This window comes from Paenibacillus amylolyticus (genome assembly GCF_050990605.1).
GTDB classification, from domain to species: Bacteria; Bacillota; Bacilli; order Paenibacillales; family Paenibacillaceae; genus Paenibacillus; species Paenibacillus amylolyticus_H.
In genome coordinates this window covers 2985984-2998356 of record NZ_CP158832.1, presented here as the reverse complement: position 1 = coordinate 2998356, position 12373 = coordinate 2985984, and the positions used below count along the sequence as shown (strand labels likewise).

At 44.3% G+C, this 12373-nt stretch carries 13 protein-coding genes; 2 read left to right on the top strand and 11 right to left on the bottom strand.

Annotated elements, in window-relative coordinates:
• Positions 1–12: 12 nt before the first annotated feature.
• The 7 genes from ABTV53_RS13660 to ABTV53_RS13630 all read right to left on the bottom strand — a co-directional run bounded on the left by ABTV53_RS13660 (position 13) and on the right by ABTV53_RS13630 (position 6764).
• The gene (locus tag ABTV53_RS13660) at positions 13–756 is read right to left on the bottom strand and encodes a YggS family pyridoxal phosphate-dependent enzyme (RefSeq protein WP_421889528.1); all 744 of its coding nucleotides are present in this window, start codon (positions 754–756) and stop codon (positions 13–15) included.
• 332 nt (positions 757–1088) lie between these two features.
• Positions 1089–2021 carry a ribose ABC transporter substrate-binding protein RbsB gene (gene rbsB, locus ABTV53_RS13655; RefSeq protein WP_433753648.1) on the bottom strand — a complete coding sequence of 311 codons (933 nt, stop codon included), beginning with the start codon at positions 2019–2021 and terminating at the stop codon, positions 1089–1091.
• 13 nt (positions 2022–2034) lie between these two features.
• The gene (locus ABTV53_RS13650; protein WP_433754193.1) at positions 2035–2997 is read right to left on the bottom strand and encodes an ABC transporter permease subunit; all 963 of its coding nucleotides are present in this window, start codon (positions 2995–2997) and stop codon (positions 2035–2037) included.
• Positions 2998–3007: 10 nt separating this feature from the next.
• Entirely contained in the window at positions 3008–4489 is a 1482-nt protein-coding gene (locus ABTV53_RS13645; protein ID WP_433753647.1) for a sugar ABC transporter ATP-binding protein, read from the bottom strand.
• A 13-nt stretch (positions 4490–4502) separates the two neighbouring features.
• Entirely contained in the window at positions 4503–4904 is a 402-nt protein-coding gene (rbsD, locus tag ABTV53_RS13640) for a D-ribose pyranase (RefSeq protein ID WP_433753645.1), read from the bottom strand.
• The gene (gene rbsK, locus ABTV53_RS13635) at positions 4904–5782 is read right to left on the bottom strand and encodes a ribokinase (protein ID WP_433753644.1); all 879 of its coding nucleotides are present in this window, start codon (positions 5780–5782) and stop codon (positions 4904–4906) included. The genes rbsD and rbsK overlap by 1 nt, the downstream gene beginning before the upstream one ends.
• Positions 5775–6764 carry a LacI family DNA-binding transcriptional regulator gene (locus tag ABTV53_RS13630; RefSeq protein ID WP_433753642.1) on the bottom strand — a complete coding sequence of 330 codons (990 nt, stop codon included), beginning with the start codon at positions 6762–6764 and terminating at the stop codon, positions 5775–5777. Before ABTV53_RS13630 ends, rbsK begins: the two co-directional genes overlap by 8 nt.
• Before the next feature lie 273 nt (positions 6765–7037).
• Between ABTV53_RS13630 and ABTV53_RS13625 the strand changes: the two genes are divergently transcribed.
• Entirely contained in the window at positions 7038–8006 is a 969-nt protein-coding gene (locus ABTV53_RS13625; RefSeq protein WP_433753640.1) for a DMT family transporter, read from the top strand.
• 99 nt (positions 8007–8105) lie between these two features.
• On the opposite strand, the gene ABTV53_RS13620 is transcribed toward ABTV53_RS13625, so the two are convergent.
• The 4 genes from ABTV53_RS13620 to tlp all read right to left on the bottom strand — a co-directional run bounded on the left by ABTV53_RS13620 (position 8106) and on the right by tlp (position 11417).
• On the bottom strand, positions 8106–9248 hold the full coding sequence (locus ABTV53_RS13620; protein WP_433753639.1) for a DUF4309 domain-containing protein: 1143 nt from the start codon (positions 9246–9248) through the stop codon (positions 8106–8108).
• Positions 9249–9545: 297 nt separating this feature from the next.
• Entirely contained in the window at positions 9546–10679 is a 1134-nt protein-coding gene (locus ABTV53_RS13615; protein ID WP_433753637.1) for a serine hydrolase domain-containing protein, read from the bottom strand.
• Positions 10680–10962: 283 nt separating this feature from the next.
• A complete protein-coding gene (locus ABTV53_RS13610) occupies positions 10963–11157 on the bottom strand; it encodes a hypothetical protein (protein WP_433753636.1) in 195 nt (64 codons plus the stop codon).
• 38 nt (positions 11158–11195) lie between these two features.
• Positions 11196–11417 (bottom strand): small acid-soluble spore protein Tlp, encoded by a 222-nt coding sequence (gene tlp, locus ABTV53_RS13605; RefSeq protein ID WP_433753634.1) that lies wholly within the window; start codon positions 11415–11417, stop codon positions 11196–11198.
• 248 nt (positions 11418–11665) lie between these two features.
• Between tlp and ABTV53_RS13600 the strand changes: the two genes are divergently transcribed.
• Positions 11666–12340, top strand: a complete 675-nt coding sequence (locus ABTV53_RS13600; protein ID WP_433753632.1) for a cyclase family protein — start codon at positions 11666–11668, stop codon at positions 12338–12340.
• Positions 12341–12373: the final 33 nt, after the last annotated feature.

Below are 12373 nucleotides of genomic sequence, written 5' to 3'. Positions count from 1 at the left end.
ACGACCTCTCACTTAATCATCGATGCGTGTATTTTCATTCCAGTAATATTCGTCTGGTACATACCGAGGGCCAAATACACTTGTTCCTACACGTATCATTGTAGCTCCTTCTTCAATGGCGACCTGGAAGTCACCGGACATGCCCATCGATAGAATATCCATTTCTACACGCGGAATGTTTTTCTCTTTAATTTGAGTGCGAATACGGTTTAACAAACGAAAACAGTGCCGTGTTTCTTCATTCGTTGCATTCAGTTTTCCAATGGTCATTAAACCTTTCACATTCAACGTTTCGAATTGAGTTAACTGCTCTACAAGCTCGACAGCTGTTTCTGGAGAGGCACCAAACTTACTTTCCTCGTAGGACGTGTTAATTTGCACCAGAATGTCTAGAGTCTTATTCTCTTTAAGAAGCTGGTTATGTAACGCCTGACCCAGTTTCAGACGATCTACGGAATGAATGAGCGTAACATATTTAACAACGTCCTTTACTTTGTTTGTTTGTAGATGTCCGATAAAATGCCATTCTACCTGTTTGTTTTGTTCCATAAGTGGAAATTTGTCCCGAAGTTCTTGAGCTTTGTTCTCTCCGAACAGCACCTCACCTGCTTGAATAGCCATTTGTAATTTCTCTAACGGAACCGTTTTGGTGGCGAGCAGCAATGTAATTTCCGTTATGTCACGCCCTGAAGCCTGACAAGCCAATGCGATTTGCCGTCTTACCGATTGGAGATTTTCTTCAACTAGTTGTTTCATGTCAACTTCCTTCTTTCTATTCCGTACAGGAATGGATAATTGAGATTAGCTCCTCCCTATGTATTGTGAAGATTGTGTAGAACGTCATGCTAGTATATCAATCGATGGATTGGTTATACATATCCAAAAATACTCTTTTGGAGCAATCCAAAGTAATGAAGAAATACCGAAAAAACTACAATTCAGTTGAAGCACCTTTTGTAGGCTTTTAAAAGCCAAAAGTCTGTTGGATGGGTTAGCAACACTTTCAAAATGTAAAAAAGCCGCTATATTAGCGGCTTGGTTTAGTTCTATGTTCATTTCCCAAACGGATACACACGGGATTTGATGATTTACTCGTTCACGTTTTCCTTGGTCACCAGCTTCAATTCAGCCGGGATTGATGGCTCCACTTGTTTGCCACTGAGCACATCCAGAGCAGCTTGCAGCGCCAGTTGGCCAATCAGTACTGGCTGCTGAGCGACTGTTGCCGTCAATTTTCCATCTTTGATGGATTTGATTGCATCATCATTGCCATCGAATCCAATGACCGGGATGTCTTTCCCCGAGCTTTGAATCGCTTCAATCGCACCAAGTGCCATCTCATCATTATGGGCAAATACCGCCTGCACATCAGGATTACCTTGCAACAAGTTCTCCATGACATTTAATCCTTTGGACCGATCGAAATCAGCAGATTGTTTGGAAACCACATCGAGTTGCTTGTCAGCCACTTCATGGAAGCCTTTTCCCCGTTCTCTTGTTGCGGAAGCACCAGGCACACCTTCAAGTTCAATGACTTTGGCTCCTTCACCGAGATGTTCCACGAAGTATTCAGCTGCCATGCGTCCGCCTTTAACGTTATCCGATGCCACCAGTGCCGCCACTTCGCCTTTATCTGCGGAGCGGTCCAGCGTAATCACGGGAATGCCCACACTGTTGGCGGATTGAACCGCTGTGGAGATCGCCGCAGAGTCCGCTGGATTAATCAGTAGTGCGCTGACGCCTTGCTGAATGAGATCATCCACATCATTGGTTTGTTTAGCCGAATCATTCTGTGCATCAACCACGATGACCTGTATTCCCTGTTTTTTGGCTTCAGCCATTACCCCGTCCTTCAGTGATACAAAGAATGGATTGTTTAGTGTAGATATCGACAAACCTATTTTCTTTTGTCCGTTACTTTTGGAAGGGTCAGGTTTGGCCCATTCTGGTGGCTCCAGAGAGCACCCGGCCATAACGATGATCATCAGCATACTTACAAGTGTTAACGTCCACTTTTTCATATATATTCTCTCCTTATGCTGTTTTCTTGCGATCCAGCAGGACGGCAATGGCAATGACGATACCTTTTACAACCATTTGATAAAATGAGTTTACTTCAAGTAAGTTCAATCCATTATTCAGGACGCCGATAATCAGAACACCGATCAGTGTACCAACGATTCGTCCGCGTCCTCCAGCGAGACTTGTACCACCCAATACAACTGCTGCAATCGCATCCAGCTCATAGGATGTACCTGCTGTTGGTTGCGCTGAATTCAAGCGCGATGTCAGAATTGCACCTGCCAAAGCAGCGAGCATACCTGTCAGGGAGTAGATCATAATTTTCACGCGATTAACTTTGATACCCGAGATAATGGAAGCTTTCTCATTACCGCCGATAGCATACGTTTTGCGACCAAAAGCTGTTTTATGCAGAACAATCCATAGAATCATGAAGGTAATCAGCATCGTGATTGCAGGTACCGGAATACCCAGCAGGTAACCGCGGCCAAACAATTGGAACAACAGGTTATCCCCGAGTCCTGTAATTGGGTTACCGTTCGTGTATACCAAAGTTAGTCCTCTGAATATCGTCATCGTAGCCAATGTAGCGATAAATGGAGCCATGTTACCTTTGGTAATCATCAGTCCGTTCACCATACCCATGACACCACCGAGTGCTACACCAATAATGATGGACAAGATCGGATCGAGGCCCGACAACATCATGTTTGCTACAAAAGCACTGGATAGAGCCAAAATTGAGCCGACAGACAGATCAATTCCACCTGTCAGGATAACAAACGTCATACCGAAGGCAATCAGCGCATTAATCGAGACTTGACGCAGTAAATTCAAGATATTAAGCGGTTCCAAGAAACTTGGATTCAACACCGATACGATGAGAATAAGAATGATTAAGCCAAGCAGCGGTCCCAATTTTTGTATCATATTTGAGAAACGGAAGCCGCTTTTCGCCGTTTTGTTTTCCTGCATTGTTGTCATATCACTGTCCCCCTGTGGCCAATGTCATAATGTGTTCTTGTGTTGCTACTTCCCTTGCGACCTCACCACTGATGTGTCCTTCATGCACAACCGCGATCCGGTCGCTCATGCCCAGCACTTCAGGTAACTCGGACGATACCATGATGATTGCAACTCCGCGGGCTGTCAGTTCATTCATCAATTCATAGATTTCGCGCTTCGCTCCGACATCCACTCCGCGTGTAGGTTCATCCAGGATAAGTACGCTTGGACCGATCCCAACCCATTTTGCGATAACCACCTTCTGCTGGTTACCCCCGGATAGATTTCTTGCCGCCGTCTCGGAGGATTGCGTTTTAATCTGTAGACGTTTGATCAATGTATCTACGAATTCTTGTTCTTTCGAAGCCGAAATGAAACCTTTGTTTGAAAAACTGAACAGATTCGTCAACGCCATATTTTCGCGAATCGAGAAGTCCAGCACCAACCCCTCATCCTTGCGGTCTTCTGTAATAAACCCGATTCCATGTTTCACGGCATCTGCCGGTTTACGAATGTTCGCTTTTTTACCGCGGATGAAGATCTCACCACTGTCCAACGTATCCAACCCAAAGATGGTTCTCATGATCTCTGTTCGTCCAGAACCCATAAGTCCTGAGAAACCGAGGATTTCTCCAGCTCTCACGGTGAAGTTAATATTCTCAAACAACCCTTTGCTGCTTGCATTCCTTACCTCCAGAACAACTTCACCATAGGAAGGCTTCCGGACAGGGTAACGCTCGGTAAGTTCACGACCCACCATTTTTCGCACCACTTCATCAAAACTTGTCTGTGGAATAGGCTGAGTATCTACTGTTCTACCATCACGCATAATCGTAATCCGGTCACAGATCGTGAATATCTCCTCCATACGGTGAGAAATATACACGATGGATACGCCGTCCTTTTTCAGCGAGCTGATCACACCAAATAACTTCTGGATCTCACGCTCCGTAAGTGCGGCTGTTGGCTCGTCCATAATGATGACCTTGGCATCTGTCATTAGTGCTTTGGCAATCTCGATCATCTGTTGCTGCCCGACAGAGCACTCTCCCGCAGGACGTTCCAGTGATATGTCTACGGAAAGTTTGGCAAACTGTTCTTTAGCGAGCGCTTTCATTTGTTTTGTATTAAGTAAACCTAAGGATGATGTCAGTTCCTTACCAATAAAGAGATTATCCAGCACCGTCATTTCAGGCCATACATTCAGTTCCTGATGTATAAAGGTGATACCCAGGCTTTCTGCTTCCTTCGGGCTCCCAAAATAGTTCTCTTCTCCGTCTATACGGATGGTTCCCTGATCTCGCTGATGAAGACCAATCAGAATGTTCATCAGGGTGGATTTGCCGGCTCCATTCTCCCCCATCAGGGCATGAACTTCACCATCCTTTAGTTCAAAATCCACTCCACTTAACACCTGATTCGTACCAAACGCTTTATAAATGTCTTGCATCTGAATGTGCATTACGCAACCTCCTTTAACCGAAATGGACTCCCGATTGTAAAATGCAATTGGCATAGGGTGTTGCTTCACCTGTTCGGATGACCGCCTTCACCTGTCGGGTTAATACTTTGAATTGTTCGTGACTGACGGAAGCATCGATGACTTCTTCACCGAATTTCTCCGTGATGAATTGCATAGCTGTGGGATTGCCTTCTTGAATTTCTTCTGCCACAATAACTTTCTCAATGACCATATCTTCTGCGATAACCTCTACCACTTCGCGAAAACTTGGTGTGCCCAGTTTCAGGGCCAGATCGATTTTGATTACCCCGTCAGGTACCGGCAGACCTGCATCCGCAATCGCAATCATGTCCGTATGGCCCAGATCAGACAGAATCTTGGAGATGTGACTATTCAACATGCCATTTCTTTTCATTACAAGCTCTCCTCTACTTCATCCCGTGTTGGCATGCCGCCCTGGGCTCCGAACTTGGTGACGGACAACGACGCAGCCCGATTAGCGAAGCGTACGCTCTCTTGCAACGGTTTGCCTTCAGCCAAAGCAACTGCAAATGCGGCGTTGAACGTATCCCCTGCACCGGTGGTATCGACAGCCTCCACCTTATAAGTTGGAACTAGAATTTCTTCTGTGCCATCAAAATAACGAACACCTTTACTGCCTTCCGTGATGAACAATTTGTTAGGATATTGACGTAGTGCCTCTGCCGGACTCATGCCCTGAAACAAGATCTCCGCTTCATGTTCGTTCGGCGTGATATATGCGGCGTTGTTGATAACTTCTTGCGGCAATGCTCTTGCCGGAGCAGGATTAAGGAGTAATGGGGTTCCAAACTCTGCACACATTGTACTTACATGAACAACGGTTTCCTCCGGAATTTCCTGCTGAATGAGTACAATATCTGCATTACGGATCACTTCCGCTGCTTCATCGACATATGCAGGAGTGACTTCACGATTCGCCGCTTCAACTACTACAATACTATTATCACCTTCCGCCAGAATGATATGAGCCGTTCCACTTTCTAAATGTGTAACCGGTTTCACATTTTGCGTATTTACAGCATTTGCTCTGAAGTTCTCTAAAATATCTTTGCCAAAGGCATCGTCGCCTACCCGGCCGATCATCGCAACCTCGGCACCAAGTCGTGCAGCAGCTACAGCCTGATTGGCTCCTTTGCCCCCAGGAACCGTTTTGAAGCTTTCGCCAAGAACGGTTTCACCCGCCCCAGGCCGTCTTGACGAAGTAACAACCAGATCCATCGAACTGCTTCCAATTACACATATTTTAGCCATCTGATCTCACCTTTCTCGTAGTGCCCCGTTCGATGAAGCTCACGGGCAACTGTATGTTTTTGTTCTCTATTGCAGCTTGTTCCACAAGCTGGATAAGTAATCCCGCCGCTTCTCTTCCCATCTCGTATGCTGGCTGATGGATGGTGGACAATGCCGGCGATAACAGGCTGCTCATCGGTATATCATCGAAACCAATCACTTGGACATCATCAGGAATCTTCCTTCCAATTCGTGAGGCCTCATGCAGTACTGCCATGGCTGCGATATCATTACTGGCAATCACCCCATCTGTGTCCGCATACTTCCTGAATAATTCTTCAGCCCATATACCTGCCTCGTTAATTGAAAATGAGGTCGTTTGGATTACCCGGTAATCTAACCCAGCATCACGGATAATTTCTATCGCCCCTTCAAAGCGATCCTGAGCTGGTCTGATCTGTGACGGTCCTTGCATAACTGTGATCCGGCGACTGCCGCGTTGGATAATCTCCCTTGCAGCTAGTCTTCCACCTTCCCTACCATCCGCATACACGGATGGACGATCCAGTGATGTTCTATCCAAAAACACGACGGGAATCTTCAGGTTTTTATATATTGAAGAATGAGGGTAGTTCGTTGAAGAGATTACACCGACCACATTGTTCTGGATAAACGTCTGGATGTAATCCTGCTCCTTCCGTTCATCCTCATCACTGTTTCCGAATATCAGTCTGTAGTCCTGTTCCTGCATCCGGTCCTCTACCCCGCGGGCCAACTGCGGAAAGTAGGGGTTGGCAATGTCCGGCAACAACAGGCCAATCAGTTTGGACTTGCGCTTATATAATGAGCGGGCCACTTCATTTGGCGAAAAGTGAAGCGCCTTCACAGCATCTTCTACTTTCTTGCGTGTGTCCGCATGAACATAACCTCTATCATTAATGACTCTGGATACGGTGGCAACAGATACGCCAGCCAGTTGAGCTACGTCTTTAATTGTTGTCATAAGTTGCGCTCCTCTATGTGTAACCGGTTACAGACATTAAATTATCATATTATTTTCAATTTGACAAGCGTTTTTATTCTGGAAATTTCTCCAAGTCTACACGAAATTGCACTGGAATTCATCTATAGCATGGTTCTTCCTGTCTTATTAAGTCTTCTCAGCTAAGTTACGGAGTTTATTATCATTACAAATCATAGCGATATGTGATATGGTCAGTGAGGATATTAGATTCATACATACATATATGCAAGAAATGCGAGGAGAAGATCGAAAGTGAGAGAGAGAAATACCCTTGAGAAACCGAGTAAATTTAGTGATCCCATTGTTGTTATGCTCGTGGCAAGCCTATGTTGCTTGTTATGGGGAAGCGCGTACCCATCCATCAAACTTGGATATATCGCGTTTAACATTCTGCCGGAAGATATTGCTTCCAAGTATGTATTTGCAGGATACCGATTTACACTGGCGGGCGTGCTACTCTTGCTCCTGTCTCGTATCGTAAGAAAACAGAAGCTGCAATTGTCCAAGCCGCAGTGGACAAGTCTCATCATGCTTGGTATATTGCAAACCGGTTTGCAATATATGTTTTTCTACGTTGGCGTAGCCAATACAACGGGTGTCAAAGGCTCCATTATGAATGCAACGACGACCTTTTTCAGTGTGGTTCTGGCCCATTTCATCTATAAGAACGACAAATTAAGCAGAAATAAAATCGTTGGCTGCTTGCTCGGATTCGTTGGTGTAATCATCGTAAACTTTCATACGGATCTGCTTGCTTTTTCCTTCTCATTTACAGGCGAAGGGTTCGTTATTATAGCTGCACTTGTTTTTTCCGTTACGGCCCTTTACGCAAAACGTCTCACGGCTACGATCGATGTTCTGATCATCACAGGTGTCAGCTTATTTGTCGGGGGATTGACACTTACACTGTTAGGTCTGTTACTCGGCGGACGAGTCACTCATTTCACTCTGGAATCCACCAGTAATTTGATCTATTTGGCCTTGCTGTCATCCGTCGCATTTTGTTTGTGGAATATGCTTCTCAAGTACAATAAGGTCGGAAGAGTGTCTGTATACAACTTCCTTATCCCTGTGTTTGGCGCATTGTTATCTGCGTTATTCCTGGGGGAAACGATCTTGGAGCTGAAAAACTTGGCCGCATTGTTGTTCGTATCCGTTGGCATCTACTTGGTTAATCGTGTACGTTCTGTACAAAGCGCCGATAACACGCCAATAAAATAACTAATAGTGCATCTTATGGACATTAAAAAAAGCCGCTAATTAGCGGCTTTTGTTTGTTTATACAGTCCCATGAATATTCAATTCTCTGGATTATATCCCTTAATATATACTCGTAAAGTCAATCAAGTCCTCTTCTTCCTCATAGTTAAATACAATGGCGTGATTACCCAAATGATATACCATCTCATAACCACCTACGACTTCATTGTAATATTCTGAGGACGGTTTCCCCATCCATATTCTAACATTCCATGGCGAAAGATTCTGCTTCTCATTGTACAGGTCAAAAACGGCAATACGTGATTTATTGGTAAGCTCATGCATGTATGAATCGAATCCAACGCCGAATTTAGAATAATAATAGAACGCTCCCCATTCTTCGTTAGAACGAGAATTGGGTTTCCCCAGCTTTTTTTGTGCATTTTGAAGCGTCATGCCAATCTTGATGTCCGTTCGCCCAGGCAATGCACCCTTTAATGCAGCGTCCTTCAGGCTTTTCAGGTAAGCACGATCGCCAACACCCGAGTTCGGCCAATCTCTTGTACGAAGGTTGCGCGTATCTTCCAACCGCATTTCCAATTTGTTCACATTCAGCTTAAACGTATTAACGCCATAGACGAATTGAAGGTTGTTGTAATTTTTTAACTGCACTCGGGCACCTGTAAGAGTACGAATTCCACCATCTCTGATCGCGGAGTATGCATCGTCAATTTTTTTTCCCTTATTATCGACATATGTGACACGGCGCAATTCCCCGGAACGAACGATATACGTTTTCACTTCATTGAAATTAGAAGTTCCCCAGTCCGTGATCATCAGCATATCTGGTGTACTCGCCTCTTTGCCTTTCACAACGAAGTTCCAGGTTTGGGGCATAATAATCGTATTCAGATCCAGTTTTGCTGCTTGCACTGTTCCGTATGCTGCACCTTTTTTCAGCAAGGCCGCACGATACGTTCCTGTATAACTTTTATCACCTTTTTTGTTTTTCGTCCAACCATTTTCCTCGGTCAACGTGCTCTTCTGTTCATCATAAGCAAAAATATAAACCGTGTATGCCGTTTGCTTGACATCACGAAGCGTAAATGAAAGTCGGCTCATACTTGCGAGCTGTTTGGCAGAGATTTGCTCTCCTTTGGCAGCAGCATTGGGTGGTAACAGGAACAATGCGCTCAGAACATAGCCAATTAAGGTAAGTAAGGCCAGCGAAGCCCATTTTGCGTTGTGTTTAGGGTGTATCATTGATGACTCTCCTTTGAGTAAAAAAATCAAAATCTAAAAGCTCATTTCTAAATTTGAATCGTGCATAATCTCAACATTCAAACAGGTACTTGCTAGAGTGTACTCTTGGTCAAACTATGTAATTAATATGGGTTTATGTTCAATAAGCAATCCCTCCTACTAGTACTATTTTCCTAAGAATGATAACATACCCTTTCTAATAAAGAAATATATCAATCTATTTTATCGTTATTAATCCATATAACATAAAAAAGCCGCTAATTAGCGGCTCTTCAAGTAACTTCGAATACGATATAATTATAGGCAGGAGTATATCACATTACGTAAGCGTCGTTGAACGTACGGCTCCTGACTATTCAGCAGGTGCTGGGCATACATGACCGTAAGCTCTGAATCCGGATCCATAATAGCCATACATCCAGCAGCGCCACTCCATCCAAATTCACCAAGCGGGCTTAGCGAACCACTGCCTGCTTTGGAAATATGTGTACGAACACCTAATCCATAGCCGTATCCATACATATGATCCCAAGAATAATCACCGCGAGTCATCTCGTTCAGATGATCTGTTCGCATTAATTCCACTGAAGCTTTTGACAAAATGCGTACACCTTCAGTACTTGTGCCAAGACCAGTAAGCGTGTTCAGAAAACGTGCGTAATCACTAACGGTTGACAACAAGCCTGCACCGCCACTTTCCAGCTCGGTGCCTACCCGGAATCCGTTTCCGTCCAGACGTACAGCCTTCTCAAGCTCATCATTATAAGCATACTGCGGAATCAGGCGTGTCTGCTGCTCATCGTTTAGATTGAACGTTGTATCGTTCATACCAAGTGGACCGGTGATTTTGTCCCGGAGATACGTACCAAAGCTTTTACCACTTACCACTTCAATCAAGGCTCCCAGTACATCATGGCACATGCTGTAATTCCAGTGTGTCCCTGGTTCAAACAGCAGTGGTTCTTTCGCAAGGGCTCTCGCAAAGTCACGTGTCGGCAATGTGCCGTCGGTTCTTTTGACAGCTTCCCGGATGCTTGGACTACCCACGTCATAGGAGAACCCGGCGGTCATGGTGAATAAGTCGCGCACTGTAATGGCTCTTGTCGCCTTTTCCAGTCGAATCTCTCCGTTCGCCATCGTTTTCTTTACGGTCATATCAGCATATTCTGGCAGATAATCGGACAACGGATCACTTAGCAGCATTTCACCTCTCTCCACCAGTTGCAATCCTGCCACGCAGGTCATGATTTTGGTCATGGAGTATAGATTGAAGATCGCTCCATCACCAATCGGTGTTTTCTCTTCCAGATTAGCGTATCCATTACGATAATGGAAAACGGTATCATTTCGATGCATCACCAGCACCTCTGCCCACGGTATACGCCAGGATGTAATCTGGTCAATAAATGAAGCAAGCGGTTTAAAGTCCATGTTTTTTCCTTCTTTCTATGTATAATCATTATATTTCGAATGTGATCTAGGGTATGTCCCATAATCCACATACTATTAATATACGACCATTTGCTTGCGCTGACTACCAGCAGGCTTGGTGATATAATCATCTGTTCCAAATTCAAGGCCCAGAACTCGGTGTATGTATTACATCTCGCATTGTTTATTATCAAAAATTAAAAACCCCCTTTTCTCAACAAAATCAAATCCATCTGAACCGATGGAAGTACTTGTCTACTGAAAGGGGATCAAACAACGTTTTTTACGATCGAGCACGCTTGTTCTCAACAGTCTTCATCCGGTTCTGATCATCATCTAACCGATCATTACTAAATTCCTGTCCTGCTTCTACCTCTCCATGTCCGGAAACATTTCGGGAGAACTGGGTGAATTGCTTTTTATGCTCATCCTGCTCATGTTTTTGCTGCAGAAGCTCTTGCGGGTCCTGATGTGACATCCATTAACCTCCTCATAAATCAAACATAACTTCCGAGTTTATTGCTGATGTTTTGCTTCATCTTTAATTTCTTCACGAAAGCCGGAAATACTATGTTTGCGTCGTTCATTTTTTTCCTCGATTTGAGTCTTTTCGTGTTCCGGGATTTCATCTCCAAATTCCTCAAGATAATCCTCTGCTTCCCGGTAGTTCTCGATTGTGTTCTCCACTGCATTCTGCAGATGCTCCACGTTATCCTTACGGTTATCCGGATTGCTCATAATAGTCACCTCCCGAAATGGAATCATGCAATATATCTGCACTACAGAAGTTTTCCATAACTAGGCTTGGCTTATGCATTTTGATCAAAATCAGCCTTTTTCCATTAAGGAACATGCAAATGAACATAAATATGAGGTTCAAACATAAAATAGCACAAGGTCTGTCGCTGCTTGCTTCATGAATGAGAAGTGCTTGACTTTAAGAGTGGTATTGAGTCTAGCCTGTAACCCAAAGGAGAGTAAGGAAAATGAAGCGAGTGCTCTTGTCCTATCCTCTTAGTGCAAATACTCCTGTGTACAAATATAATCCACCAGTTGAGATACAGCAGCAGTCCAGTATAGAAAAGGGAGATATGTACAATCAATTTGTAATCTCATCTCTTAATCATAATGGTACCCATATTGACGGACCGTGGCACTTCGATCCACAAGGTAAAAAGCTAAGTGATATTCCAATAGACGACTTTATTTTCACTCATCCAACAATCATCGATATTCCCAAAAGTGATGATGAACTGATCACCAAAGCTGATCTGAAGCCATATGAGCACCAGATTGCCGGCTCCGATTTGCTGCTCATACGCACCGGTTTTGGAAAGCTTCGTTTCTCAGACCCTGTTCGTTATAGTGACCATAACCCGGGGTTTGCAGCATCTGCTGCCAGTTACCTGATGGTTTTTGATTCATTACGAGCCGTTGGCATGGATATGATCTCTGCTGGCTCTTCACTTTATGAGGATGAAGCCATCGCTTTCCATCAGAAGATTCTGGGGAAAGACCGGATAGATGGCAAGTTCATTCTCGTTATTGAGGATATGAATTTAAATCAGGATTTATCAGACATCGGTGTTGTCTATGCTGTGCCTTTGTTTATTGAAGGTGTTGACAGCAGTTTCACTACCATTTTCACTGAAAAATGTTAACTATAACACTCTGGAATCACCATTACGTTTCCT